This is a genomic window from Marinobacter sp. DUT-1, from assembly GCF_050379415.1.
Classification (GTDB): domain Bacteria; phylum Pseudomonadota; class Gammaproteobacteria; order Pseudomonadales; family Oleiphilaceae; genus Marinobacter.
On sequence record NZ_JBNRLS010000001.1, the window covers coordinates 385,551 to 409,731 of the forward strand.

At 57.1% G+C, this 24,181-nt stretch carries 28 protein-coding genes; 9 read left to right on the forward strand and 19 right to left on the reverse strand.

All coding sequences use genetic code 11. The annotated features are described in order from the left end of the window. Window positions 1-134: 134 nt before the first annotated feature. A complete protein-coding gene (locus ACQUTG_RS01755) occupies window positions 135-716 on the forward strand; it encodes a DUF2845 domain-containing protein (RefSeq protein ID WP_428917757.1) in 582 nt (193 codons plus the stop codon). Between the two features lie 14 nt (window positions 717-730). Here ACQUTG_RS01755 and ACQUTG_RS01760 read toward each other — a convergent pair whose 3' ends face one another. Then, window positions 731-1,021, reverse strand: a complete 291-nt coding sequence (locus ACQUTG_RS01760) for a type VI secretion system PAAR protein (RefSeq protein ID WP_428917758.1) — start codon at window positions 1,019-1,021, stop codon at window positions 731-733. Window positions 1,022-1,268: 247 nt separating this feature from the next. Between ACQUTG_RS01760 and ACQUTG_RS01765 the strand changes: the two genes are divergently transcribed. After that, window positions 1,269-2,162, forward strand: a complete 894-nt coding sequence (locus tag ACQUTG_RS01765; protein WP_428917759.1) for a patatin-like phospholipase family protein — start codon at window positions 1,269-1,271, stop codon at window positions 2,160-2,162. A 76-nt stretch (window positions 2,163-2,238) separates the two neighbouring features. On the opposite strand, the gene ACQUTG_RS01770 is transcribed toward ACQUTG_RS01765, so the two are convergent. The 6 genes from ACQUTG_RS01770 to ACQUTG_RS01795 all read right to left on the reverse strand — a co-directional run bounded on the left by ACQUTG_RS01770 (window position 2,239) and on the right by ACQUTG_RS01795 (window position 9,412). Next, window positions 2,239-3,831, reverse strand: a complete 1,593-nt coding sequence (locus ACQUTG_RS01770) for a BCCT family transporter (RefSeq protein ID WP_428917760.1) — start codon at window positions 3,829-3,831, stop codon at window positions 2,239-2,241. A gap of 173 nt (window positions 3,832-4,004) precedes the next feature. After that, window positions 4,005-5,309: a TRAP transporter large permease gene (locus ACQUTG_RS01775; protein WP_428917761.1), complete on the reverse strand. Its 1,305-nt coding sequence runs from the start codon at window positions 5,307-5,309 to the stop codon at window positions 4,005-4,007. After that, window positions 5,299-5,793 (reverse strand): TRAP transporter small permease, encoded by a 495-nt coding sequence (locus ACQUTG_RS01780; RefSeq protein WP_428917762.1) that lies wholly within the window; start codon window positions 5,791-5,793, stop codon window positions 5,299-5,301. Before ACQUTG_RS01780 ends, ACQUTG_RS01775 begins: the two co-directional genes overlap by 11 nt. Window positions 5,794-5,853: 60 nt before the next feature. Beyond that, window positions 5,854-6,867 (reverse strand): DctP family TRAP transporter solute-binding subunit, encoded by a 1,014-nt coding sequence (locus tag ACQUTG_RS01785; protein WP_428917763.1) that lies wholly within the window; start codon window positions 6,865-6,867, stop codon window positions 5,854-5,856. A gap of 190 nt (window positions 6,868-7,057) precedes the next feature. Further along, window positions 7,058-7,990, reverse strand: coding sequence for a hypothetical protein (locus ACQUTG_RS01790; RefSeq protein ID WP_428917764.1), 933 nt, complete (start codon window positions 7,988-7,990; stop codon window positions 7,058-7,060). Window positions 7,991-8,026: 36 nt separating this feature from the next. After that, the gene (locus ACQUTG_RS01795; RefSeq protein WP_428917765.1) at window positions 8,027-9,412 is read right to left on the reverse strand and encodes an FAD-binding oxidoreductase; all 1,386 of its coding nucleotides are present in this window, start codon (window positions 9,410-9,412) and stop codon (window positions 8,027-8,029) included. A gap of 233 nt (window positions 9,413-9,645) precedes the next feature. Here ACQUTG_RS01795 and ACQUTG_RS01800 point away from each other — a divergent pair, with 233 nt between their 5' ends. The 4 genes from ACQUTG_RS01800 to ACQUTG_RS01815 all read left to right on the forward strand — a co-directional run bounded on the left by ACQUTG_RS01800 (window position 9,646) and on the right by ACQUTG_RS01815 (window position 12,998). Next, window positions 9,646-10,941: a flavin-containing monooxygenase gene (locus tag ACQUTG_RS01800; RefSeq protein ID WP_428917766.1), complete on the forward strand. Its 1,296-nt coding sequence runs from the start codon at window positions 9,646-9,648 to the stop codon at window positions 10,939-10,941. A gap of 187 nt (window positions 10,942-11,128) precedes the next feature. Then, on the forward strand, window positions 11,129-11,314 hold the full coding sequence (locus ACQUTG_RS01805; RefSeq protein WP_428917767.1) for a hypothetical protein: 186 nt from the start codon (window positions 11,129-11,131) through the stop codon (window positions 11,312-11,314). A 232-nt stretch (window positions 11,315-11,546) separates the two neighbouring features. Further along, window positions 11,547-11,753 (forward strand): cold-shock protein, encoded by a 207-nt coding sequence (locus ACQUTG_RS01810; protein ID WP_092001675.1) that lies wholly within the window; start codon window positions 11,547-11,549, stop codon window positions 11,751-11,753. A gap of 282 nt (window positions 11,754-12,035) precedes the next feature. After that, the gene (locus ACQUTG_RS01815; protein ID WP_428917768.1) at window positions 12,036-12,998 is read left to right on the forward strand and encodes a DUF6635 family protein; all 963 of its coding nucleotides are present in this window, start codon (window positions 12,036-12,038) and stop codon (window positions 12,996-12,998) included. On the opposite strand, the gene ACQUTG_RS01820 is transcribed toward ACQUTG_RS01815, so the two are convergent. From ACQUTG_RS01820 to ACQUTG_RS01835, 4 genes are all read right to left on the reverse strand, one after another. Further along, window positions 12,979-13,368 (reverse strand): nuclear transport factor 2 family protein, encoded by a 390-nt coding sequence (locus ACQUTG_RS01820; protein ID WP_428917769.1) that lies wholly within the window; start codon window positions 13,366-13,368, stop codon window positions 12,979-12,981. The two genes, ACQUTG_RS01815 and ACQUTG_RS01820, sit on opposite strands and share 20 nt — an antisense overlap. A 145-nt stretch (window positions 13,369-13,513) precedes the next feature. After that, entirely contained in the window at window positions 13,514-13,678 is a 165-nt protein-coding gene (locus ACQUTG_RS01825) for a hypothetical protein (RefSeq protein WP_428917770.1), read from the reverse strand. Window positions 13,679-13,799: 121 nt separating this feature from the next. After that, on the reverse strand, window positions 13,800-14,234 hold the full coding sequence (locus ACQUTG_RS01830; protein ID WP_428917771.1) for a DUF4399 domain-containing protein: 435 nt from the start codon (window positions 14,232-14,234) through the stop codon (window positions 13,800-13,802). Between the two features lie 91 nt (window positions 14,235-14,325). After that, window positions 14,326-15,432, reverse strand: coding sequence for a class I SAM-dependent methyltransferase (locus ACQUTG_RS01835; RefSeq protein ID WP_428917772.1), 1,107 nt, complete (start codon window positions 15,430-15,432; stop codon window positions 14,326-14,328). A 222-nt stretch (window positions 15,433-15,654) separates the two neighbouring features. On the opposite strand from ACQUTG_RS01835, the gene ACQUTG_RS01840 reads away from it, so the two are divergent. Continuing rightward, window positions 15,655-16,275: a TetR/AcrR family transcriptional regulator gene (locus ACQUTG_RS01840; RefSeq protein ID WP_428917773.1), complete on the forward strand. Its 621-nt coding sequence runs from the start codon at window positions 15,655-15,657 to the stop codon at window positions 16,273-16,275. A 23-nt stretch (window positions 16,276-16,298) separates the two neighbouring features. Here the strand turns inward: ACQUTG_RS01840 and ACQUTG_RS01845 are convergent, their stop codons facing one another. After that, window positions 16,299-17,192, reverse strand: a complete 894-nt coding sequence (locus tag ACQUTG_RS01845) for an alpha/beta hydrolase (protein WP_428917774.1) — start codon at window positions 17,190-17,192, stop codon at window positions 16,299-16,301. Window positions 17,193-17,331: 139 nt separating this feature from the next. On the opposite strand from ACQUTG_RS01845, the gene ACQUTG_RS01850 reads away from it, so the two are divergent. Next, a complete protein-coding gene (locus tag ACQUTG_RS01850; RefSeq protein WP_428917775.1) occupies window positions 17,332-17,535 on the forward strand; it encodes a hypothetical protein in 204 nt (67 codons plus the stop codon). A gap of 27 nt (window positions 17,536-17,562) precedes the next feature. Here the strand turns inward: ACQUTG_RS01850 and ACQUTG_RS01855 are convergent, their stop codons facing one another. The 3 genes from ACQUTG_RS01855 to ACQUTG_RS01865 all read right to left on the reverse strand — a co-directional run bounded on the left by ACQUTG_RS01855 (window position 17,563) and on the right by ACQUTG_RS01865 (window position 19,698). After that, window positions 17,563-18,552, reverse strand: coding sequence for an aldo/keto reductase (locus tag ACQUTG_RS01855; RefSeq protein ID WP_428917776.1), 990 nt, complete (start codon window positions 18,550-18,552; stop codon window positions 17,563-17,565). 192 nt (window positions 18,553-18,744) lie between these two features. Beyond that, window positions 18,745-19,137 carry a hypothetical protein gene (locus tag ACQUTG_RS01860; protein WP_428917777.1) on the reverse strand — a complete coding sequence of 131 codons (393 nt, stop codon included), beginning with the start codon at window positions 19,135-19,137 and terminating at the stop codon, window positions 18,745-18,747. Window positions 19,138-19,215: 78 nt separating this feature from the next. Then, entirely contained in the window at window positions 19,216-19,698 is a 483-nt protein-coding gene (locus tag ACQUTG_RS01865; RefSeq protein ID WP_428917778.1) for an FKBP-type peptidyl-prolyl cis-trans isomerase, read from the reverse strand. Between the two features lie 122 nt (window positions 19,699-19,820). On the opposite strand from ACQUTG_RS01865, the gene ACQUTG_RS01870 reads away from it, so the two are divergent. Next, entirely contained in the window at window positions 19,821-20,423 is a 603-nt protein-coding gene (locus ACQUTG_RS01870) for a DUF938 domain-containing protein (protein WP_428917779.1), read from the forward strand. Window positions 20,424-20,481: 58 nt separating this feature from the next. Here ACQUTG_RS01870 and ACQUTG_RS01875 read toward each other — a convergent pair whose 3' ends face one another. From ACQUTG_RS01875 to ACQUTG_RS01890, 4 genes are all read right to left on the reverse strand, one after another. Beyond that, window positions 20,482-21,150 (reverse strand): HAD family hydrolase, encoded by a 669-nt coding sequence (locus ACQUTG_RS01875; RefSeq protein WP_428917780.1) that lies wholly within the window; start codon window positions 21,148-21,150, stop codon window positions 20,482-20,484. A gap of 107 nt (window positions 21,151-21,257) precedes the next feature. Then, on the reverse strand, window positions 21,258-23,027 hold the full coding sequence (locus ACQUTG_RS01880; RefSeq protein WP_428917781.1) for a DEAD/DEAH box helicase family protein: 1,770 nt from the start codon (window positions 23,025-23,027) through the stop codon (window positions 21,258-21,260). Between the two features lie 104 nt (window positions 23,028-23,131). Further along, window positions 23,132-23,512 (reverse strand): ribbon-helix-helix domain-containing protein, encoded by a 381-nt coding sequence (locus ACQUTG_RS01885; protein WP_428917782.1) that lies wholly within the window; start codon window positions 23,510-23,512, stop codon window positions 23,132-23,134. Between the two features lie 60 nt (window positions 23,513-23,572). Further along, on the reverse strand, window positions 23,573-24,142 hold the full coding sequence (locus ACQUTG_RS01890) for a DJ-1/PfpI family protein (protein ID WP_428917783.1): 570 nt from the start codon (window positions 24,140-24,142) through the stop codon (window positions 23,573-23,575). Between the last annotated feature and the right edge of the window lie 39 nt (window positions 24,143-24,181).

The window sequence follows — 24,181 nt, forward strand, 5'->3', positions numbered from 1 at the left end:
ACTTTACAGCATGGATGTGCCGAAAAAATACACCAGTATCAAAAAGCTATATATCTTTACAATTCTTGATTCCGATCGCCTGCCGAGTCCGGTGCACACTCCGGGGCGTAGTATTAGATCCAGATACCCAACTGATGCAAAATCAGGCCATGACAACCCTCAAGCGACTTATGGCCCTCCTCACCCTCGCCGCCCTGGCCCAGACCAGCCAGGGTGCGCTTCGCTGCGGCAGCTCGCTGGTCAATGACGGAGCCTGGCCCATCGAGGTGGAGGAAAGCTGCGGGCCGGCGGACTACATCGCGGAATACCCCAGCGCGACGGTGCCGGGCCTCGGCGTGGTACAGACCGAAGCGCACTGGTATTACAACCACGGCCCACAGCGCTTCATGCAAAGGTTGGTCTTTCGCAACGGCAAGCTCGCCCGCGTTGACACCCTTGGGTATGGATTTCACGCCTCCGATTCACCCAGGTGCACCCCCAACATACTCAGGCATATCAAAACCGAATATGAACTGATCGCCCGGTGCGGCGAGCCGATATCCAAGCGTCTGGAATGGCAGGCACCCCCACTTCGAAAACGCTCGGAAACCTGGCAAACCCTGCAACCGGTGCTGATTCAGGAGTGGCTATACGACTTCTCGGACAACCAGTTTCGACAGGTTGTCACCCTGAGAAACGGACAGGTTGTGGACATCAAGTCCCGCCCTGGCCGGTAAGTCATCAGCGCATGTTAATCACCAACAACAACGCTGCCGCTGCCAACAATCACCCCGCCACAAGAAATCGCGCCACCGGTTATCGCTGCCGGCTTGCCATTGATCATCACCGTACTGGAGCCACCGGCAATAATGCGCGGATGCGGGGGGTGTTTCGGTTTGGAGTGTGGTGCCAGCGGATCCCCCACTCGGGCTGCGGGTTTGCCATTAATCAGAACATCGGGGGAGCCGGCAATCACCGGAGTGGGAGAAAAACCCTCGTGCTCGGAGCCCATGTCTCCGAGCAGCACAATCGCTTTGCTCATATCGCATCCTTTGCGTTAGCTGTCATCCTTGAACCTGCATCACCGTCAACAGGGCCATCCGCGCCCTGGCGATGCGGTCTGAGATCTTAACCCGAAGAGCGCGAGTAACCAACATCCGATCAATTCACAGGGCGTAGAGACCACTGCTTGATCACGCGCGCACTATTGAACAAACTCCCGGACCATAGCAAAGTCAGAACATGATTATGATCGGCATTACCTTCACCGTGTTCACAGGCGCTCGTTCATGAAACTCAACCCCTTTAACACTCGCATTGGCCTGGCTCTCGGGGGCGGTGCGGCCAAGGGCATTGCTCACATTGGCGCCCTGAAGGCGTTCGAGGAAGAGCAGATCCCGATCCATTGCATCTCAGGCACCAGTGCCGGGGCGCTGATTGCCAGCTACTACGCCTTCGGCCGCCCGGCAGACTCCATACTGTCAATCTGTTCAACGCTGAACCTGTCGAAAATCATTAACTTCACCTTCGAACGCGGTGGCCTGTTCAGTACGGATAACATCCGGGCGATGATTCATCGGGATCTTGGGGATTGCCGGATCGAAGATGCCAAGGTCCCCCTGGCCATTTGCGCGACGGACATCGAAACCGGTGAACAACTGGTCTTCAGAAAAGGGAACCTGGCAGATGCGGTCTGTGCGTCCATGGCAGTACCCGGCCTGTTTGTGCCGGTGGAAGTGGATGGCCGGATCCTGGTGGACGGCGGGCTGGTAGAGAATGTCCCGATTTCGCCGCTAGAGGGCATGGGCGCGGGTATTACCGTGGCCATTGACCTGAGCCATGTCAGCCGCTACCCGAAACCGCACGACACGTTTGATGTGATCACCAATGCCATCAACATTGGCATCGATTTCAATACCCGCAACCAGCTGAAAAACGCGGACATCGTGGTGCCGCTGGATTTGAGCCAATACAGCCTCACCAACAACGCGAAATGTGTGGACGAGCTTTACATGGAGGGCTACCACCCCATGAAGGAAAAGATCCGCAGGGTCCTCTGGTACAAGAAGATGAATCTGGTGATCTATCTCTTGAATGCTGCCAGGAAGTTGCTGCCCTTCAAGGTACCCGAGATTATCAAAGACCTTAAACGCCACGCGCATTCTGTGCGCGATCGGAGCTAACCGGGCCCGTCTGGCCATCGCCAGAGTCAGAGCCCGGAAGCCGCTCAGGCAGAAAGCCCGAAATGGCTTTCGCCGATCACACTCTACCCTCAGCCATCAGCAACCGGCGCTCGTGGTGAAGGCCTTTGAACAGGCTGTAACTCATCACCAGCAGCACCAGCGTAAAGGGCAGCCCCACACTCAGGGCGCCCGCCTGCAGGGCATTCAGGGCCTGCTTGCCACCCACGAAAAGCAGCACACCGGCGATACTGCCCTCCGTCACAGCCCAGAAAATCCGCTGGGCCTTGGGCGCATCAGTCTTGCCACCGGAGGTAATGCTATCAATCACCAGTGAGCCGGAATCGGAAGAGGTCACGAAGAACGTCAACACCAGCGTAATGCCGATGAACGAGGTGATCGCCGAGAGCGAAATGTTCTCCAGCGCCTGGAACATGGCCAGAGATACCTCGGTCAGGCCGTCGGAACCCAGCACGCCCACGTCGTTCTGGACCTGCTCAAGCGCAGTGCCGCCAAAGCCGCTCATCCAGAACGCGGTGATGATCGTGGGGATAATCAGTACCGCCGTCACGAATTCCCGCACCGTGCGGCCCCTGGATACCCGGGCAATGAACATGCCCACAAACGGTGACCAGGAGATCCACCAGGCCCAGTAGAACACGGTCCAGCCATGGAACCAGGTGGTGTCCTCTTCACGGCCAAACGGATTGCTCAACGCGACCATGTTTGATGCGTAAGAAACGGTTGTGTCCCAGAGCCACTGGAAAATGGCGAGCGTGGGCCCGGCAAAGATAACAAACACCAGCAGCAGCCCTGCCATGACCATGTTGGCGTTACTCAGCAGCCTCACACCACCGTGGATCCCCCGGATAACAGAGAAGGTTGCGACCGCGGTGACACCGGCAATCACGCCGATCTGGACATTCAGACCACTCTCGATATCAAACAGGTAGGAGATCCCGGAGGCTGCCTGCTGGGCACCGAAGCCAAGCGATGTGGCAAGCCCGAAGATCGTCGCCAGAACGGCCACGGTATCAATCACATTACCGGGCCAGCCCCAGACTTGATCGCCGAGGAGAGGAAAAAAGGCGGAGCGAATGGTCAGCGGCAGGCCCTTGTTAAACGCAAAAAACGACAACGAAAGGCCAACAATCGCGTAAATCGCCCAGGGGTGCAGCCCCCAATGATACATGGTCGCCCCCATCGCCAGGCGGGCACCCTCCGCCGTATTCGGTTCGACACCCAGTGGCGTTCCATACCAATCGGTGTAATAGGCCACCGGCTCGGCGACAGACCAGAACATCAGCCCCGTACCCATGCCAGCGGCGAACAGCATCGCAAACCAGGACAACAGGGAAAACTCGGGCTTGGCATCAATACCGCCAATCCGGATCTTGCCCACGGGCATAAAGATCAGCGCCAGACACAGCAGCACAAACAGGTTGGCACTGAGAAGAAACCCCCAGTCGAAAACATCGATAGCGCCATTCTTGGCGCTATCGAGCAGTTCCTTCGCCCCGGAGGGGAAAATCAGTGTCGCAACAACAAACGCGACAATCAGAAAGGCTGTTAACGGAAAAACGATGTTATGGATATCGAAACCGAACCGAGCGATATTGTCCTGACCCGCCACGTAATCGGTCTGATAATCGTCTTTGACTACGTCACCCAATATGAGGACTCCTATAGCTGCATACATCGGCAGCCGGTTGGAAAATGTACCTCCCTTTTTGGAAACGCAGATATTTTGAACTCTAAATATTGAAATTTCCAACCCGACTTGCGGTCTTTACGGATTCAGGAAACCCGAAACCGGCACAGGTTGTTGGATGCTCTCCAGCGCTTCTACCAGGCGCCCACCACATAACCAAGTTTCTCCGGCAGCCACAGCGCAATGCCCGGCATCAGCATCACCAACAGCAAGCTGGAAGCCATGGCCGCGATAAAGACCAGCGACCAGCCTATGGTGTGTTCCAGGCGGATGTTCGCGATACGGGTGGTGACCATCAGGTTAACGGCAACCGGTGGCGTGAACTGCCCGATGGCGATGTTCATCGCCAGCAGAATGCCAAACCAGATCGGATTCCAGCCGAAATGATTCATCAGCGGCAGCACGATCGGAATGAGGATCAGGTAGATGGAAATCGCGTCCAGCAACATGCCGGCGATCAGCACCAGAATCATCACCAGGCCCAGGAGCACCCAACCGTTCTCCGAGAGTGACAGCAGCGCATCCGCCAAATGTTGGAAGGTACCCAGGGTGGTGCCTGCCCAGGCGAAGATGCCAGCCAGCGCGATGATGAACATGACCACCCCGGAGGTCACAGCTGCCTCGGTCATCAGATTCCAAAGGTCGCGGAGACCCAGATTCCGGTAGAGCAGGCACCCGACAAGCACCCCATAGGTTACCGCAACGACAGCGGCCTCCGTGGGAGTGAACAGCCCCGAACGAAGCCCGCCGAGAATGATGACCGGGGCAAACAGCGCCGGCAGGGCTGCCTTGAAGCTGGGCCAGAACGGCGGGCGTTCGACGGTTTCCGGGTCTTCCCAGCGATACTTCCTGGAAAAATACAGTGCCGGCGCGAGCAGAGACACGCCCGCCAGGATGCCAGGGAACAGCCCGGCGGCAAACAGTGCCCGAAGATCCACCCCGGGCACCACAATGGAATAGAGAATCAACGCAATGGAAGGCGGGATCAGAATCGCCGTGGACGATGAGGCCGCAATCAGCGAGGCGGAGAACGGCTGTGGGTACCCCGCCTTCTTCATGCTCGGCAGCATCACCATCGCCACTGCTGCCGCATCGGCAGGCCCCGAGCCGCTCATGCCGCCCATTATGAGACACACCAGCACCGCGACCACCGTCAGCCCACCGTGTCGGGGGCCAATAATCGCCTGGGCGAAACGAACCAGACTGGCAGCCACACCCGCCCGCTCGAAAATCAGCCCCGTCAGAATGAATAGGGGAATCGCAATCAGCGGGTACTTGGCCACACTGTTGTAGGTATTGGTACCAAAGGTGCCCAGCATGGCGGGAGGCAGCCCGGCCACAATGCCAACAACACCGCCCACCCCCAGCGCAATGGCCACCGGCACACCCATCACCAAAGCGAGCAGGAAGCTGGCAATCATCAACAGATCAGGACTCATGAATTGCCTCCGGATCTGTCTTGCCCTGCAGGCGATCAATCAGGTTCTGGGTCATGCGGATGATGATGGCCACCGACAACAGCGGCAGCCAGATCACATAGATCCAGTTGGGCAGCCCCAGCCCCGGCGACAGGGATTCCCACTGGTATTCCTGCCAGGCGAACGTGCTGCCATACCAGGTCATGATGCCCAAAACGGTCACACCAGCCAGCCACTGCAACACGAAAACCAACCTGCGCGCCCACGGCGGGAGGTAGTGTTCAATCAGTTCGATGCGAATGTGCTGGTTATGGCGCGCGGCCACCGCCGCCCCCGCAAAGGTGAGCACCACCAGACAGAACACCGAGAATTCCTCGGTGAAGGCGAACGATGCGTCCGTCGCGTAGCGGACGATCACGTTGCCAAGGCTAATCCCGCAGATCGCAATCAGGGCAATGGTGGCCAGCCAGGCTTCAGGGCGAAACTTGGGAGAACGGGACGGCATGGAAACTCCGTTAGGGAAAAAGCGCCCGCCGATGATGGCGGGCGCGGGGGCGGCTCTGACTTACTGGTTACGGTTGGCAACAGCTTCCTGTGCCTGCTGGATGAGGTCTTCGCCGATACGGGACGTCCATTGCTCATAGACGGACTTCGTAGCCTCCTGAAAAGCTTCGCGCTGCTCCGGCGTCAATTCGGTGACTTCCACGCCACGCTCCTTTATTGCAGCCAGAGTTGCGTCCACTTCGCCACGGGATTTCTCGATTTCCCACTGGCCGGCATCAATCGCCGCCTGCTTCAGCAGGGCCTGATCTTCCGCGGAGAACTGGTCCCACACCTGGTTGCTGACGGCAAACACCAGCGGATCGGCCATGTAATGCCAGCGGGTCAGGTATTTCTGGCCAACCTGGTCGATACGTGCCACGTCAAATACCGACAACGGGTTCTCCTGGCCATCGACGGCACCGGTGGTCAGTGCCGGCTTGGCGTCGGCCCAGCTCATCTGGGTGGGGTTGGCGCCCAGAGCGGTAAACGTATCCTGGAACAGCGGAGAACCCACAACGCGGATTTTCAGCCCGTCCAGATCAGCCGGCTCATCAATGGTCAGCTTGGAATTGGACAACTCGCGGAAACCATTCTCACCCCAGGCCAGCGGGGTCACGCCGCGTTTCTTGATGGCGGCAAAGATCGCCTCGCCCGCCTCGCCCTGGGTAATTGCATCAATAGCGGCATAATCAGGCATCAGGAACGGCAGGGAGAACAGGTTCAGTTCCGGCACCTGGGGCGACCAGTTGATGGTAGAACCGACCGCCATATCGATCAGCCCGGAGCGCATGGCAGAAAACTCCTTGGTCTGGTCGCCGGAAACCAACTGGGAATTGCTGTATATCTTCATATTGATGCGCCCGTCAGAGCGCTCTTTCACCAACCCCACCCACTTGTCAGCCGCCTGGCCCCAGGGGAAGGCAGACGGGAGAACTGTTGAGACAGTGTATTCATCCTTGTACTCGGCGTGGGAAGCGCCACTGAACAGGAACGTAGCCGCCACAGCGGCAGCCAGAAGTGTGCGACGTTTCGACATAGCGATTTCCTTCTTATTGGAGTTGTTCAGAGCGCCAAACGGCAATCAGGCAGCGGACCGCCCAGCGATTATAGAAATGGCGCTAGCGGGAGGCAACGAATACGATTACTCGCGCCGATTCTATCAATCGTAGTAGCAAGCTATTAAAAAACAAATCGGTACCACGACATGATCAGCCCCCTCAAAATGGTCAGTCATGAACGAACAGCCTCTCAATGTGCGTAAGCCCATCGTGGAGAAAACCATGATGCTCCATCAATGGCTCAGTGCTCAGCAGACCGGTCAAAACAAGAATCGGCACCGGCGATATGGCAATCGCCAAGGTAAAAGCAAAGGCACGCCAGCTAAACTGCCGGCTGACGCCGCACAGCAGTGCGACTCCGCCACCCCCGCCAAGCGCGGCGTTACCCGGAAAGTTCAGGCACACCGCCAGCGACAAATAACGATGTTTCAACAAGGTTGCTGCCAGTCTTCGCGGTGGGGATAACGCCAAAGCCTTTGGCGCGTTGATACGATCCACCGCAGCCGCTTTCCCACCGAGTGGCAGAACGACACCTATGCGCCCCAGCCAGTTCACAATGACATGTTCGGGAAGCGCCCGCCCTACTCCATACGCCAGCATCAGCCCGCCGAGGGTCGCCACGTAGGCCGCTAATGCACCGGCGGGGCCGAAGACCGCCATGATGAGCAGTCCCAACTCGACCCCCGGGAGAAACGGCATCGCCAGCACCAGACCGTACAAAATCACCAACAAAACGATGGCGATGGGCCCCAGCGCATCCCGCATCGTCAACAACATTGCCTGAGCATCATGGAATCCCATATGGGACAGGGAATGCCCGAGAACCAGAAGCGTCACCCACACCAACACCATACAAACGCTGTGGGCTCGGGGATTTGGTAGCCATGGCAAACTGAGGGCGATGAAATAGGCCAGGGCGGTGAGCAACAGTGTTGTGGCTGCCACTCTCAACACCGGAAGGCTCAACATCTCCACAAGCTCGTATTGATAGACGTGAGTCAGCCGGTGAATAAAAACCACCACCAGGAGCCAAGCCAGGACTGTTGCCGTTAGCCTGAGCCAGACCAAACCACTCGGCAACGCCTTAGGCTTGTGAGGCATGTCTACCCCCGCATCTCCCTGTTCGAGAAATTTCCGCTAACGAGGCCGAATATTCTGATTCACCCGGAACAGATTCTCCGGATCATACTTCTGTTTGACCTCCACCAGCCGCTTGTAGGCCGCGCCGTAGGCAAACTCGACCCGGTCAGTCTCATCATGGGACAGAAAGTTGATGTAAGCGCCACCGCTGGCATAGGGCTTGGCAGCGTCAAAGAATGCGCGCGCCCACTGGCGGCAATGCTCATCTTCCTCGGGCGTTTCCCAGCGTCCATGCACATTCATCACGTAGTTTGCGTCACGGCTGGAATAGGCCATGGCGTCGTGCGCCACCCGGCCGGTTTCACCGCCAATGGAGGCAATAAAGATCTCACAGTGGGGTGATGGCAGCTTGCCCCCATACTCGAGCGCCACGCGGATTACATCGTCGGTCAGCTTCACAAAATTGTGGGACTTCCAGTAATTCCGCGAACCGTCCGCCAGCAGTGGGTCAAACGCCTGTTGCCAGTTGGCGTAGGGTTGAACACCGACATGCTCTCCGTGCGCGTCTCCGAACGAACGCATAGGCGCAATCAGTTGTTCGCCGACTTCCGGGTCCCCGGCGTAGCAAATTGCCAGGGCGACAATCGGCTCGCCATGAACCGATTCAGGCAAGAAGGGCAATGGTGGCGCATGGCGAATCACCAACCACACATTCAGTTCATCGGGCATCATTTCCGTGAAACGCGCAAACTGCGTCAGCACCGACCGGGCCTGCTTGAACGGGAATACCATCAGCCCACTCAACAACTCCGGCCCCACTGGGTGCAGCTGGAACTCGAACCGGGTAACAATGCCAAAGTTACCGCCACCACCCCGCGTGCCCCAGAACAGGTCCGGATTCTCAGTGGCACTGGCGCGAGTCTGGCGCCCATCGGCGGTCACCATGTCTGCAGAAATCAGGTTATCGACGGTCATGCCGAACTTCCGGCTAAGCCAGCCAAACCCGCCCCCCAGGGTCAGGCCTGCGACGCCCGTTGTGGAATTGATACCCAGCGGCGTCGCCAACCCATGCACCTGGGCAGCCGCGTCAAAATCTGCCAGTGTGCAGCCGGGCCCCACGAAGGCCCGCTGGTTCTCAACATCAACCTCAACATCCTTCATTTGCGACAGATCGATCATCAGGCCGTCGTCGCAAACCGCGTTGCCCGCGATGTTGTGCCCGCCGCCCTTGACCGATACCAACATGGACTGATCACGCCCGAAGTTGACCGCAGCCACCACATCCTCCGCCGAATGGCACTGCGCAATCAGCGCCGGCTTCCGGTCAATCATGGCGTTCCAGATCTGACGAGCCTCGTGATACCCGGCATCTGCCGGCTCAAACACAGGGCCACCGAACTGCCCTCTGAAGGTGTCAATCGTTCCTTGCTGTAACGTAGTCATAGCCATCTCCTTGCCCCGTAAGGCTCCTCTCTCCATCCTGCGCCCTTCCAGCGGGAACGCCAGCGGGTTATTAGACTGTTTGAGGACTATGGCGGAACTGTTAGCCGGTTTTAGTCAGGAAAACGGAGAATGTTGGCGCTGGGCGTCAGGAGGGTGTAGTTTGAAAAATGAACGCAATGCGTCGATCACCCCCTACCATCTTCGGGATGCCACCGCATTTGCAGGAGCACCCAATGGACACCAAGGAAGGCCTCGATCTGATTATCGTGGGCGGGGGCATTGGCGGCATCATCTGTCTGAAGTATGCCAAAGACGCCGGGCTGAACGCGCTGCTTCTGGAGCGCGGTGAGCGCATCGGAGGCCTATGGCGCGACCTCCCCTCCTGGCAGGACATCCAGTTCCGCAAGGAGGATTGGACACTTGGCACCCTCCCGCTCGCAGGCGAGGACCAGCCCAACATCCTGGGCAACATCGAAGCCTGGGTCGAGCGCTTTGAACTATCCCCCGATATCCGCCTGAATGCGCCCGTGACACGTGCCCGGCCGTGCGAAAACGGCTGGCATATAACCACAGATACAGCAACGCACGAAGCGAAGTGGCTCATCGCCGCCACCGGTGGACACAATCGCCCCGTCGTCCCACCGGTCGAACGGATCGATTCCTCGATTCTCGAGTATCATTCCTCCGCCTTACGCGATCCCGAAGCGTTGCGAGACAAGCGCGTCACCGTGGTGGGAGGAGGTGCTTCCGCGTACGATCTTCTGGACCTTTGCTTCGCCCACGGCGCGCGCACTGTCGCCTGGATCTATCGTTCCACCAAGTGGATGCGGCCAACGCGCCGGTCCAAACATCTTGGAATCGACATGCGGGTCCTGGCCAGGTATCAGATGCTCTGTCTGCCGGCGGGCATGGTCCACCGACTGACCAACAAGGACCTGCGGGCGAGGTACGCAAAAGCGGGTATTAACGAGATCAGGCCAGAGGGCGATTTCGACATCCGTCGCGACCAGCTCATCCCGGGCCGACCAGGCATGATCACAAACTTTGACCAGATTGAGCGCCATCGCGGCGAAGTGAGCTCACTGCGGGGCAAGACTATCGAGCTCTCAAACGGTCAGGAGTTGGAGACCGATCTGCTGCTCTGGGGTACGGGGTATCATGTTGACTTCGGTTTCCTCGGGTTGGAGACGCTTAACAAGGCAAGAAGCCTCAATGAGATCAGCAGTCGCTGCTACTCGCGTTTCCTCTCCGCCGACGCGCCTAACCTCTTCCTGCTGGCACCGGGCGTGCTCGACACCAATACCTCGACGCCCTGGGCCTATGCCCACGTGGCCAGGTCCATCATGTCTCACATCGGTGGCGAGCCGGTTTTTGTCAGGCCGCCGTGCGAGGCCTTCACCAACCATTTTGATCTCGTCAAGCTGCTGGCGCCGCAGGACCGGGAGAGCTACCCGTTTGCCATTTGGTACCTGAAGTATCTGTGGCTCACACTGTTCCATCCCTGGAAACGACCGATGCCTATCCCTTGAAATACGATGCGTGCTTCGAAACCGGGACAGACTTGCTTTTTACGCTCATTCGTAGCCCACGGACACCAAACTGCTATTCTCTTTCATAAGACCGACACTTACCCCGTCTGATGATGACAGCAGCCCTGACACTGTTGCCGGGCCTTGAGCGGGAAGTGATTAAGGACCAAGAACGGAGGAAACGGATATGAAATGGATCGTACTGATCATTATCGTCGCCATTGTGGCATTTTGGCTTTATCGGGGCCGTCGCAAAAACAGCATTGAAGATCCTGAGATGAAGACTTTCGAAGATAAGGATTACTACCTGACATCGGATGAGAACGCATCCGATAAAGAGTCGTACTCGGATAAAAACAATCCGCGGCACTGAACCGGTTTTCAGAAAACAATTAAAACTTTGCTATGCAGCACCGCTTAATTAGCGTACTGTCTATGTCGTTGGAAAGATTTAGCAAAGCATTTCACGAATAAGACCTTTTGTGTTGTCACACCTTTTGTCCTGTTTTTGACCCTGCACGTTTTTTGTTTCCCGCATATCGCTGATCAAAGATCACAACGATCCTTTGACGGCACATTAATGATTAATTTCAGGATATCTATTTATGTCTACAATTACCGGCAACGTTAAGTTCTTCAACGAAGCAAAAGGTTTTGGCTTTATCTCTCGTGAAGGCGGCTCAGACGTCTTTGTGCACTACAGCTCTATTCAGGGTAGCGGTTTCAAAACTCTGGCCGAAGGCCAGGAAGTTGAGTTCAGCGTGACCCAGGGCCAGAAAGGCCCACAGGCAGAGAACGTAATTGGCCTGTAAATAACAGCCAATACGCGATTAAAAAAGGCAGCCTCCTCAGGCTGCCTTTTTTGATCGTAAATCGAAAACCGGGGCAGGTTTCTGTTCCGCAACCTGCATCTCAGCCTGAATGCCCAAACAGATGTTGCGTTGGTCTCTTGCGTCTCAAATTTAATGGTATCCTCAGTTACGCATAGACACTGTGGAGCACATGCCGAAGGACTCAGGAACGAAAATCAAATGGAAGTTATATGACCAGGCGTTTGCACAGACACTCACCTGCCTGCAGAAAGGCCTGCCACTATGCCCACTGTCACATCGCCCGATCACAAGGTCTCCGAAGTTGAGATAGAGCAGGCCATCGGCGCAGGCATCGAGCGTTATTTTGATGACTGTCGGGCGCGGATACCGGCGTTTATTGACCGTCATTTCCATTACCCTGGCGCCATCGCGACCAACCGGAAGGCACTGGGATGGGACATGTTAAGGGCGCCGCTGAATCTGCTTTGGGCGCCGGTTTACGCCCTGGCGAGTCTGGTAAAAATCCTGACTCGAAAACGAACAGGCCTGGGGTGGCTGCACGATCTGGCGGATCGCGTACCTGCCGGTTTTACCACCCGGGTACAGCAGCACATCTCTCACCTGATCCTGGTGGACCTGTTGAACAATGGTCAGGAGAAATCACTGCTGGAAAGCTATCTGGTTGAGGCCCTGGAAGCGGTCTATGCGCGCCATACCTCTGAGCCGATCGATCACCAGCGGTTTAACAAGCTGATTGAGCCACTGGTCGATGAGGCGCTCAGCCAGTACCGGGTGACCCGGACGGCATCGGCCGATATCACTAACAGTATCACCTGCACGGTGTTGGGCGCGTTTGCCTTCCAGAAGTTTACCCCGGGTGGTATCGGGCTCGGGGTAGTACTCGCCTCCGTGCTCGCCAAGACCCTCGCCGCCAGGGACTTTATCCTCGGTGAAACCATTGGCGAGTGGTACTACAGCGTCTTTCCACCGGAACCTTCACTGGCGACGACGGCCAGCGTGATGGTTGCTGTCATGGCTGCATTGGCAGCGTTTGCGGCTTTGTCCGGTGTTATTTTCGATCCCGTTCAGGCGGCGGTCGGCCTGCACCGTCGGCGCCTGCGCAAATTGCTGGATCACCTTCAGAGGGATGTGTCACTCAGCACCCAAAGCAGCTTTCGCCCGAAAGACCAGTTTGTAGCGAGGATTCTGGATACGTTCGACATGATCAGATCGGGTCTGCTTTAGCAGAAGGCAGACTCCCACCCAGCATGTTTTCAATCACTGCCGCATTATAGAAAGTTTCAACGCACTGGATTTTGTCTTCCCGCACACGAAACCATACGGCAAGGCGCACGTCCCCGATCGGCTCGAAGTAGGTACGGTAGTCCAGAATCGCAAACACGTGCTCACCGTCGGCACTGAGCTGCCGGAGGACCAGATCTTTCTGGATGGCAAACATACCGAACTGGTAGGCCAGCATGTCGTCCCGGCTCAGGAAACGCATATTCGGGCCCACATATTCAAACCCCTCGGCAGCCAGCAAGGCCTTTGCCTCATCCAGCCGCTGGGCACGGATATCCGCGATGAACTGAGCCACAATGTCTTTCGGCTGCATGAACAAGCTCCCAACAAGCTCCAACTTCCTTGTATAGCAGAAAACCAATCCGTGATGAAAAAAGGCAGCCTCAGGCTGCCTTTCTATTGCTGACCGAAAACCGGAATACATTTACTTCCCGAGATTTATCCCGGTTCTCGAGATCTCATTGACCACTTTTCAGGTTAATCTGCTTTGTCCCTGTAGTGGAGAATTGTCCACTTTTACCTTTATCCACATACTCAACAGACCCGCCGGACTTGATAAAGGCAGCAGTCTGCTCCTCAATCTCAGCAGAAGTTAATGTAGGTTTTTGAGGTTTCTTGCTCATCATGGTCCCCCAAGGTAAATACCGGCTAATTTGCCAGTATTAAACGTCTATAATATCCGAAATTGAGAAAAATTGCTGGAAACCACCCAGACCAACAAACACGCCGGCCTGGGACCCGCCATTACTCCACCGTGATGGTGATTTTCTCGGACATGACCGGCGGCTCGTGGGGCACATGCTGATGATCACCCACCAGTAGCTGCAGAGTATGCTCGCCCGGCGACAATTCCAGGGTAGCCTGGGTTTGTCCGCCGCCAAAATGAACATGGTGATCATCTGAAGGCACCGGTTGATCCATCGCCGGCAGCTCATCGACATCCACCAGCAGGTGGTGATGGCCAGTCGCCTCGCGCTCCACCCCTGCCGGTGCCACGCCCATACCGTCCAGACCGAACCTCACGGTCACCGGCGAACTCACGGTCTGCCCATCAGTTGGCGTTACGAAATACACCGCCGCCCCTTCAGGCGCAGGCGTCGCGGCATGGGCCCCGGCAACCATCGCGGCAGCAAGACCTGAAGATAGGAACAAACGTTGTACGCTGTTGATCATGCTCATGACTCACTCCTTGAATCGGCAGACTGTTATTCAATTTTAGGACACACTTCGCGATCTTGCTGAATATCTGCCTTCGGGTCAGGTCAACCGCTCAGGGGCGGCATACATACCAGTAGTTCTGGAAATCGTGTTCAAGCTCATGCACGTCAACCTTCCGGAAGCCCGCTTCACCAAAATACGCCAGCGCTTTCTCCCTCCCCCACATGGCGCCCAGGCCCTCGCCATCCTGCGCCAGGGAAACGGTCATGCAGTGCATGCAGGAAATGGTGTAAAGCAGCGGGCCGATCGGGTGGTCCCTGTCACTGTGGTGATGGCTTGACCCCTTGATGTCCTGGGCCAGATAAACACCGTCGTCAGCGAGCGCTTGGCGGATGCCCCGCAACACAGCAAGAGGGTCCTTCTGGTCGTGCACGGCATCGAAGGTGGTGATCAGATGGTAAGGGCCGGGTCGCTCGCTGTGTTCAAGGTCACTGACGTCAAACACCTGGAAGGTTGTGTTGTCATTCCCGAGCGCGCTGGCTTCCTGGCTGGCGTACCGGACGGCATCCCCGGATATGTCGTACCCGGTAAACTGGCTGTTCGGGAAGAGCCTGGCCAGCTTGTTCAGTGCCCGCCCCCTGCCACAACCGACGTCAAGGACCTGAATACCTCGTTCCAGACGTTCGATAAGGCCGGGTACGAGCGGGAGAATCTCTGTTTCCAGGGCGGGAACAACAGACTGACCACTGTCCTCGGCCATAACCTCGTGGAAGCGCTCGAACCGTTCATAGGGAACGCCGCCTCCGTTGTGAAAGCAATGAACGATGTCATCCTCCACCGAGCCAAGCAGCGGAATATACTGGGCAAACACCGCAATGTTGTCAGTCGGTGCCTTCCGGCACAGGCTGGCAGCGTGTTCCCGGGGCAGGTAGTAGGTTTTTCCTGCGGGATCATTCTCGACAATGCTGCCAACGGTCATCGCTCCGAGCCATTCCCTGACGTATCGCTCGTCAAGCCCGGCCTTTTCCGCAATCTGAGCACTGGTTGCAGCTGGCATCTCAGCCATGGTGTCGAAAAGTCCGGTTCGGTGGCCGACAGAGAGCATCAGAGCCAACGCCCCCGAGTTCAGTGTATCCACCATGCGGTCGCCGAATGCCTCCGTCACCGCTTGATCTGTTTCAGTGGTGTCATAAGCGAGAGTCTCTGTGTTGTCTGTCATGGTGCTATCCTCCCTAGTAGTGCTAACGGGTTGCTTCCCGTTATGAACAGGATGTACCTGGAAGCAAATCGCAACCAGAGAGCACATGGTATGGTTTTACCTGTAAGCTCAAGGTCCTTTTAAAACAATGACATACATAGCCTTAAGCGTGCCTTTGGGCACTGGCGGTCGGGGTTCCCGCACGGAAACCATACTCAGGGTATGGTTCCCTGGAGGTGGCAGATGGAAAAAGGTCAGGCTACCCGTGATCGGTTGTTGGACATCACCGAAAAATCCGTCCTCAGGAAGGGCTTTGGCGCAACCTCAATTGAAGAAGTGATTGCCGAGGCAGGCATAACCAAGAGTGGCTTCCTGTACCATTTTTCCAACAAGAACGCGCTGGCCCGCGCCTTGCTGTTGCGCTATATGGCCCGCGAGGACGCCCTTCTCGATGACGTGTTTGCCCGTGGCCGGGAATTGACTGAGGACCCTTTACAGGGATTCCTGGTGGGGTTGAAGTTGCTGGCGGAGATCATGGAGGACTTGCCCCATGAATATCCGGGTTGCCTGGTGGCAACCTACTGTTATCAGGAAAGCCTGTTTGATCGCGATGTTCGGGAACTGAACAGACGAATTGTCCTGGGCTGGCGTGCGCGGTTTCGCACCCTGTTAGATCTGATTTACGAACGCTACGAACCCCGGGATACCATCGACCCGGATGCGTTGGCTGACATGGTGTCAACGGTTATCGAGGGAGGGCTTGTTCTGGGCCGGGCGACCGGAGAGCGGGCCCTTTTGCCCCACCAACTTATGCTGCTTCGAAGTTACATCAAGCTGTTATTCGAGCCAGACGCGTCGAGGTAGCAGGGCGGCCTGGGGCGCTCGCTTCACGCCGGCAGCTGGCGCCCCAGAAACTCAAGCTGATCCTTGATGGACTGATCCAGAGCGTCACCCCGATACACATCAAAATGCCCGAGCGGATAGTGCTTAACTTCGGAGTTCGGCATTTTTTCGGCCGCTTTGGCCGCAGCTTTTGCCGGGGCGACCGTATCGTGGTCGCAAATCAGCACCAGTGCCGGACAGGTCACTTTGCTGGCCAAACGGGTGGGCCGGAAAAGAGGGATCGTATAACTCACGCCCGCAGCAACGTAGTTCGACGCATTCTCGGCCAACAGAGGCACATACCCCTCCTGGCAATCCTCAGCCGTCATCATGCCCAATTCCCCGGGACGCCCCGCAGATGCAATATACCGGGGAGACATCCCCAGTCCACGGCGAATCCAGTCTACCGTTCCGTGCCAGGTCAGGCGCATCGCCTGCATGATGCCGGCATAACCGACAACACCCAGCAGAGATGCCAAGCCATCCATCATCGGGCACTGGGAGATGATGCACCGCACGTTCCCATCCTGTGCCGCGGCAGCAATCACGAGCCCGCCAGAAAACGACGTTCCCCACAGACAAATGCGGCTGCCGTCGATCCGCTCCACCTGGCGCGCAAAGTTCAGTGCCGCCAGCCAGTCAGCCACTTCCTTCCGGGGGCTCAGCGCCTGGCGTGGCTGACCATCACTTTCACCGAAATGGCGGTAGTCAAAGGCAAAGACCGCATAACCCGCCTTGCAAAAAGCTTCCTTAAACGGTGCAAGACCACTGGCATGAGTCAGCCCAAAACCATGGGCCATCACGATACATGGCAAATTACTGCTGCCGGCATCCGGCGTATAGAGAACACCGCGACAGGTTGTACCCTTGCTCGGGAATTCCAGTGGTGTTTCGATCATTGCCAGGCTCTCATGCGTGAAGGTTGAGAATCACAGGATAGCTCATTGATTCAAGATGGGATCCGTAAGAGATTTTCGGGGTCCCCAAGTAAGTCCGCAAAGGATAAGGTAAACCTTTTCGGCCGGAGACATTCACGCTATGGACACTGCGATCCTTGTTTGGGGGCTCATCTTCAGCTCCATTGGCATCGGTTATTTCATTTACGGGCGAAGGCAATCGAATATGGTCGTCCGCTGGTGCGGGCTCGCGCTGATTCTTTACCCGTACCTGATAACCGATGCCGTGACCATGGTGGCTGTCGGCGTCGGGATTATGTTGATCCCCCGGTTCGTTGAACTTTGAACCGGGGGAGCCGTCCCTTACCGCAAATCACCCAGTCGGCGGCGCCATAAACTCGGGCCCGACGGGATCGTCAATGCACCGGTCCAGGATGTCATCGATTGCGGCCATCGCTTTCTTATCCAGCGACCAGCCCTCGATATCGTCGACCGGGTCCAGCTGCTCCGGTCTTCTTGCTCCCCAGAGCGCGGTTGTGACACCGGGCTGATCCACCAGCCAGCGAAGGGCCAGAGCCAGCACATTTTTCTGATACCGCTCGCGGGCAAACGCATCCAGTTCAGCTACCGCATTCAGGTATTGGCGATAGCGGTCACCCTGGAACTTCGGATCGTTCTTTCGCAGATCGTCACCGGTGAACTGCGTGTCCTCCCGCATCTTGCCGGACAGCAGACCGCGGCATAGCCCGCCGTAGGTGATGGTCGCAATGCCGTTTTCCCGACAATACGGAAGGATTTCCTGCTCGATGTCCCGTTCAAACAGGTTATACGGAGGCTGCAAACTGTGCAGGGGCACACTCTTCTGCAACTCGTTCATCTGCGACGGCGTGAAGTTGCTGACGCCAATGGCGCGGATTTTCCCGGCCTGGTAGAGCTTTTCCAGCGCCCGGGCGGTCTCTTCCATGGGCGTCTTCGGATCCGGCCAATGGACCTGGTAGATGTCGATCCGATCCGTCTGAAGGCGTTTCAGGGAATCCTCGACTTCCCGCTCTATGCGCGCAGCAGAGGCATCACGCCAGACTTTATCCTGATCATCATTCCAGTTCAGAGCCACCTTGGTGGCCAGGGCAACCTGATCCCGCCGGCCATCGGCGAGGGCCTTGCCGACAATCTCTTCGGAGCGCCCGAAGCCGTAGACCGGCGCCGTGTCGATCAGGCCAATGCCCTTGTCGATGGCCCGGTGGATGGTATCGATAGACTGGCCTTCGTCCGTTCCGCCCCACATCCAGCCACCAATGGCCCAGGTTCCGAGCCCGACGGGTGTGACCTGAATGTCGGTGTTCCCGAATGTTCGCGTATCCATGCTTCCTCCCATTGCCTTGAAAACCGTTTGGAGCAAATGCGGCACTGTGAATGCTTCGTACCAGAAACATGCGAGGGAGAGCGCGTGAATTCAACCCCGAAAGCAAGCAGTAATGACTCAAATTAGCTCTGAGCCATCAGATAAGTCGTGAAAATCCATCTGTCCCGGTTATCTGGATACTCGTCGTGATCGTCAGTTGCGTTCCTTCAAGACCGAGTAGATGCTGCGAACGGCGGCAACGTCTGACGCGTCAGATTCGATCAAGTCCTCCAGCAATTCCAGAACCCGCTTTTCATCATTACTTCGAAGACCCGGCCAGAAAACATAGGGAATGACATCCGGATTCCGGATATAGAAAAGCGCAGCTTCCTCCGGCTTGGCGGTATCGCCCCGAAGCCCGACGGTAAATCGCTGCCCTTCGCTATCCACCAGTGTAACCACCAGCGATTTTTCAGACTTCACTTCCCGAACTTCACCAACGGTGATGGGAGCCTCAAGAGCAGGGACGGAAGTCATGTAATACTGAACACCGATAAACCCCAGAAGAACGACTAACAGCGCCGCCAGGGCGATTGATTTCATCATGAAAACAGCCTGAATACGTTGAGATGGCAGACGCGACGCGCCTGCCCAGTGAATCCGGGGTTGAGGGGATTTCACCCCTCAGTGGTGATGCCCGCCCGGCCCATGCACGTGACCGTGCGCGATCTCTTCCGGATCGGCGGCGCGGACTTCAAGGATTTCGATATCAAAGGTCAGAGTTCGGCCGGCCATCGGATGGTTGGTGTCGACATCGGCAAACTTGTGGCCGACCTTGGCAACCACCACATGGCGCGGGCCCTGCTCGGTTTGCACCTGGGCGATCATGCCCGGCTTCCAGCGTTTGGCACCGATCAAATGCTTGATCGGCACGCGCTGAATGGCATCGGCCTTGCGCGGGCCATAAGCTTTTTCCGGAGTCACGGTGACGCTGAACGTATCGCCGGCGTCGCGACCTTCCAGGGCTTCCTCCAGGCCTCGGATAACGCCACCATGGCCATGCAGGTAGGCGTTCGGTTCGCCGCCACGGGAGCTTTCAATGAAGTTGCCCTGCTCATCACTGACGCTGTAGTGAAACAGGACCACCTGATTCTTTTCGATTGGCATAGGGTTCTCCGTGACGGTTCAAGGTATGCCATTATAGCCGGCAGCGGCTTTATTCTCAGCTAATCACAAAGCATCGGGTAGCGGCAGCCACTCTCGCTATCCGATAGAGGAGATGTTATCCGATGACCAACGACCTGCCCTATTCCCAGGCCTGTGAGAACAACAAGGCCCCGATCCTGGAGAAGCTGCAAGGGATCTTTACAGAGCCAGGCAAGGTCCTGGAAATCGGAACACTCACCGGACAGCACGCCGTGCATTTCGCACAGGCCATGGCCCACCTGCACTGGCAACCGAGTGACCATCCAGAGGCGGCAGATCTGTGTCGTCCCCGGCTGGAGCAGGCCGCCCTGCCCAACATCCTGGCCGTGGTTGAGCTGGACGTAAGCGATGCCAACTGGCCGGTCGAATCCTTCAAATGGGCCTTCTCCGCAAATACCGCCCACATCATGTCCTGGAGTGAAGTCGAGAAGATGTTCCGTGGTATCGGTGAGCGCTTGTCTGAGGACGGTGCCTTCTGCCTGTATGGCCCTTTCAACAACCAGGGCGAATACTCGAGTGACAGCAACCGTCGTTTTGATCATCACCTGAGAACCCAGGCATCCCATATGGGCATCCGGGACCTGATCGACCTCAGTGCTCTGGCGGAATCGGCCGGGATGACGCTTGCTGAAAATCACCCCATGCCGGCCAACAACCGGCTACTGGTGTTTCGGCCCATAAATTGAACTGGTCGCCTGCCACGGACGACCAGCTCAATGTGAAGATTGCCGTAGTGACCAGTTTTCAGTGCAGCGACAACAGTTTGTCTGCAACCTCAACAAGGCTATCGCCCGTGACATCGGGGGGCAGAAAGACATCGCCAGGCTTGTATTCAAGGCGCGAACACCAGCCTGAAACTGCACCGGCCCGTTTTGCACCATGGCAATCCCAGGCATGCACGGCAACCAGCGCCAGGCGCTCAATCGGCGTACCCAAACGTTTTGCGGCGAAACGGTAGATCTCCGGATGAGGCTTCCAGATACCCGCGTCCTGCGAGGTGACTACGTGGTCCACAAACCCGGAAAGCCCCGCACCTTCGAGGAAACGGCGTGTTTTGTCAGGATTGTTCACGGTAAGGCATCCAACGGACACGCCCGCCTCAGAGAGTTTCTTCAGAGCCGGCGCGGCATCGTCGAAGGTGGGTAGCGTGGAAAACCCTTCGATCACATATTCGATATCACGTTCACTGAGTGTGTACTTCGTTTCCGTGCGGAGTGATTCCCGAGCAAGAGCTTCGAAGGGTGCCGTGTCACCGGCAAGGGTCAATGCCATGGCATCCCGTTGAAAGCGCAGGAACCAGGGCTGCAGAATGGTCGCTGGCTGGCCAACCGCTTCCATCCGGGCTGCCAGCGGATCCAGATTAATCAATGTCTCAAGGACATCAAATAAAACTACGTTCGGTCGGTCAGCCATATCCAGAGCCTCCCTATGCCGGTGTAGGTTCACAGGAAGTGTAGTTCAGGTTATCGCGGTATGCTGATGTGTGGACTTATGGAAAACCGGGCCAGCAAAACCCGTCCTTACGCCTCATTCGCCTTACGATAATTGCCCTGATAATCAAAAATCCGTTCCTGCACCTGCCAATAGTGCTTCTGCTTCCGGGCAATGACAAAGTCCGGCGCCGGCAACAAGGCCTGTATCTCCAGCACCTCATCAATCCTGCGGAACTCTTTCGGGGCCTGGCTATTCGCGAAACGACGTCCGAACAGTTTGTTAAAGACCGTGCGCTGGCCCGGCTTGCCGAAATCAAACGACTCGCTGAGTTCCTCCCCATCCTCGCCGTGATAGGTGATTTTCAGTTTGCCGTCATTAACGCTTAACGCGATCCCCGCGCAGCGGATCACCATGGCATCCTTGAGCTTCAGCGCATCTCTTAACTGATCATCCGGGTCGATGATGGCTTTGTGGCACTGCAGGCAGTTACGGGCCGCAATATCATTCTCGATTCCGCAGTGTGGGCACTCCTTGAAACGGAAACGATAATCGCACTGTTCAGGGCGTCCTTTGTGCGCGGCAGGTTCATCCGTTTTCGCAGGCTCCAGCAGCCCCTGACACCGACGCCCGTAGTGCTCGATGACACGGCCGTCAACGTCTGTCTTGCCCCAGAAGATATTGGCAAAACCACAGCCCGGGCAGAATACCTGCACCGGCTCGCTGTCCGGGTTCGGTTTCGGCTCCCCTACCTCCGGGTGATGCAGGTTCACACTGTTGCCCGCGTAATCAATCACCAGGCAGTCCCGTTTGCCTTCATCCAGACGAAGACCACGGCCCACGATCTGCTGATACAGGCTGACCGACTGGGTAGGACGAAGAATGGCAATAAAGTCCACATGGGGCGCATCAAAGCCCGTGGTGAGCACAGAGACATTCACCAGATACTTCAACTGCCGCTGTTTGAAGTGTTGGATCAGAAGCGCCCGTTCATTCGAATCGGTCGCGCCGGTCACCAGGGCGGTTTCGTGCTCCGGCAGATAGCCGGTGATCTCCCGTGCATGGTCCACCGTGGCCGCAAAGATCATCACCCCGTTGCGGTCAGCGGCCAGCTCCGTCACCTGCTCAATGATGGCCCGGGTCACCCGCCGATGTTTGCTCAGCAGCTGGTTGACGTCCCTCTCGGCGTATTCGCCAAAGCGGTCCTGAGGCAGCGCAGAGAAATCGTATTGCGCCACCGCCGCGTTCACCAGCTCGGGCCGGGTGAGATACCCGCAGTTGATCATGTAGCTCAACGGCAGTTCGTAAATGCAATGCTGAAAGGGCTTATCCTGATCGCCTCGGACAAAGCCCCGGTAGTGATAGCGATAGATCCAGCCCATGGCCAATCGATAGGGGGTGGCGGTTAGTCCGAGCACCTTGAGGGCGTCATTCTGCTGCCGCAGCAACTCGATGATCCGTTGATACTGGCTGGTTTCCTCACCGCTGACCCGATGGCACTCATCGATGATGACCAGCGAGTACTCATCCCGGAACTGATCCAGATTCACCGAGACGGACTGCACACTGGCAAAGGTCACCTGATGCTTGTTTTCCTTGCGCTTCAGCCCGGCGGAGAAGATGCCGCCTTCCAACCCATAACTCTGGTATTTGGCATGGTTCTGCTCCACCAGCTCTTTGACGTGAGTCAGCACCAGAATCTTGCGCCGGGCAAGGCGGGCCAGCTCGGCAATGACCAGGCTTTTACCGGCACCGGTGGGCAGCACAATGACGGCAGACTCATCCGATTGGCGGAAATGCCTCAGCGTGGCATCGACCGCTTCCTGCTGGTAAGGCCGCAGTGTGAAGGGAGCATTCATTTGCGGGGCTGTATCGGTTTGAGGATAAAGGAGGGCAATACTAGCAAATGCTGTTGTCTTTCGCTGTCAGCAAAAAATCAGCCCGCCCGCTTTTCGTTTTGGGGTCAGTGCGTTGCTTTGCTCACCACTTCCGGGGTTGCCGGCTCACCGGGTTCGCCGGCGAGAATACGGTCCGCATCAAGTGAGGCAATCGGTACCCGGGTATCCCTCGGAACGTCGCCGCTCAGTTGCAGTTCAAGATAACGCAGCGCACAAACCCGAAGGAAGGATGTGAAATTACCGAGATCATGGCCGGCATCAATGGATTCGTGGTAAAGCCGGGTGATCATCTGCGGCAGGTTCATACCATCCCGTTCGGCCAGCTCTGACAGTACCTGCCAGAAGGCGTTTTCCATCCGCACACTGGTCACCATGCCGTCAATACGCAGGGAGTGGGTCCGACTGACCCAAAGCTCCGGGTCGGCGTTGATAAAGAGCTTGCACATGACGGCCTCCCTGGGTGTGCCTGAGAGCGCTGAGGGGCCGGTGGACTGGCCCCTGCAGCGTTACTGATCCAGCAATTGGAAGAACTGCGCCAGCCAGGCCGGATGGGCTGGCCACGCGGGCGCTGTTACCAGATTAGCATCGGTTACAGCCTGATCAACCTCAATACCGGCGAAGGTCCCACCGGCCAGTTCCACTTCCGGTTGGCAGGCCGGATAGGCAGAGCATTTGCGACCCTCCAGAACACCCGCTGCGGCCAACAACTGAGCACCGTGGCAGATCGCCGCCACCGGCTTGTTGGTTTCGAAGAAATGGCGAACCAGATTCTGCACATCCTTGTTAAGGCGCAGGTACTCGGGGGCACGACCGCCAGGCACCACCAGTGCGTCGTACTTTGCCGGGTCCAGCCCGTCAAAATCCGCATTCAGGGCAAACCGATGGCCCGGTTTTTCCGTGTAGGTCTGGTCGCCCTCGAAGTCATGGATGGCAGTGGCCACGGTATCGCCCGCTTTTTTGTCCGGGCAAACGGCGTGAACCGTGTGACCGACAGCCTGCAGTGCCTGGAACGGCACCATGGTTTCGTAGTCCTCGGTGAAATCACCGGTAATCATCAGAATCTTCTTCCCGCTCATGGCTATCTCCTTGTGCTTGTGTTGCCAGGTCTGGAAACA

Coding starts and splice junctions, on each gene's coding strand:
- ACQUTG_RS01860 (WP_428917777.1), bottom strand. CDS start 19,137: ATGATGAAATCAATCGCCCTGGCGGCGCTGTTAGTCGTTCTTCTGGGG.
- ACQUTG_RS01890 (WP_428917783.1), bottom strand. CDS start 24,142: ATGAGCGGGAAGAAGATTCTGATGATTACCGGTGATTTCACCGAGGAC.
- ACQUTG_RS01760 (WP_428917758.1), bottom strand. CDS start 1,021: ATGAGCAAAGCGATTGTGCTGCTCGGAGACATGGGCTCCGAGCACGAG.
- ACQUTG_RS01850 (WP_428917775.1), top strand. CDS start 17,332: ATGGACACTGCGATCCTTGTTTGGGGGCTCATCTTCAGCTCCATTGGC.
- ACQUTG_RS01870 (WP_428917779.1), top strand. CDS start 19,821: ATGACCAACGACCTGCCCTATTCCCAGGCCTGTGAGAACAACAAGGCC.
- ACQUTG_RS01875 (WP_428917780.1), bottom strand. CDS start 21,150: ATGGCTGACCGACCGAACGTAGTTTTATTTGATGTCCTTGAGACATTG.
- ACQUTG_RS01835 (WP_428917772.1), bottom strand. CDS start 15,432: ATGACAGACAACACAGAGACTCTCGCTTATGACACCACTGAAACAGAT.
- ACQUTG_RS01810 (WP_092001675.1), top strand. CDS start 11,547: ATGTCTACAATTACCGGCAACGTTAAGTTCTTCAACGAAGCAAAAGGT.
- ACQUTG_RS01780 (WP_428917762.1), bottom strand. CDS start 5,793: ATGCCGTCCCGTTCTCCCAAGTTTCGCCCTGAAGCCTGGCTGGCCACC.
- ACQUTG_RS01855 (WP_428917776.1), bottom strand. CDS start 18,552: ATGGATACGCGAACATTCGGGAACACCGACATTCAGGTCACACCCGTC.
- ACQUTG_RS01800 (WP_428917766.1), top strand. CDS start 9,646: ATGGACACCAAGGAAGGCCTCGATCTGATTATCGTGGGCGGGGGCATT.
- ACQUTG_RS01785 (WP_428917763.1), bottom strand. CDS start 6,867: ATGTCGAAACGTCGCACACTTCTGGCTGCCGCTGTGGCGGCTACGTTC.
- ACQUTG_RS01865 (WP_428917778.1), bottom strand. CDS start 19,698: ATGCCAATCGAAAAGAATCAGGTGGTCCTGTTTCACTACAGCGTCAGT.
- ACQUTG_RS01775 (WP_428917761.1), bottom strand. CDS start 5,309: ATGAGTCCTGATCTGTTGATGATTGCCAGCTTCCTGCTCGCTTTGGTG.
- ACQUTG_RS01815 (WP_428917768.1), top strand. CDS start 12,036: ATGCCCACTGTCACATCGCCCGATCACAAGGTCTCCGAAGTTGAGATA.
- ACQUTG_RS01825 (WP_428917770.1), bottom strand. CDS start 13,678: ATGAGCAAGAAACCTCAAAAACCTACATTAACTTCTGCTGAGATTGAG.
- ACQUTG_RS01830 (WP_428917771.1), bottom strand. CDS start 14,234: ATGAGCATGATCAACAGCGTACAACGTTTGTTCCTATCTTCAGGTCTT.
- ACQUTG_RS01885 (WP_428917782.1), bottom strand. CDS start 23,512: ATGTGCAAGCTCTTTATCAACGCCGACCCGGAGCTTTGGGTCAGTCGG.
- ACQUTG_RS01755 (WP_428917757.1), top strand. CDS start 135: ATGCAAAATCAGGCCATGACAACCCTCAAGCGACTTATGGCCCTCCTC.
- ACQUTG_RS01820 (WP_428917769.1), bottom strand. CDS start 13,368: ATGCAGCCGAAAGACATTGTGGCTCAGTTCATCGCGGATATCCGTGCC.
- ACQUTG_RS01880 (WP_428917781.1), bottom strand. CDS start 23,027: ATGAATGCTCCCTTCACACTGCGGCCTTACCAGCAGGAAGCGGTCGAT.
- ACQUTG_RS01845 (WP_428917774.1), bottom strand. CDS start 17,192: ATGATCGAAACACCACTGGAATTCCCGAGCAAGGGTACAACCTGTCGC.
- ACQUTG_RS01795 (WP_428917765.1), bottom strand. CDS start 9,412: ATGACTACGTTACAGCAAGGAACGATTGACACCTTCAGAGGGCAGTTC.
- ACQUTG_RS01805 (WP_428917767.1), top strand. CDS start 11,129: ATGAAATGGATCGTACTGATCATTATCGTCGCCATTGTGGCATTTTGG.
- ACQUTG_RS01840 (WP_428917773.1), top strand. CDS start 15,655: ATGGAAAAAGGTCAGGCTACCCGTGATCGGTTGTTGGACATCACCGAA.
- ACQUTG_RS01790 (WP_428917764.1), bottom strand. CDS start 7,990: ATGCCTCACAAGCCTAAGGCGTTGCCGAGTGGTTTGGTCTGGCTCAGG.
- ACQUTG_RS01765 (WP_428917759.1), top strand. CDS start 1,269: ATGAAACTCAACCCCTTTAACACTCGCATTGGCCTGGCTCTCGGGGGC.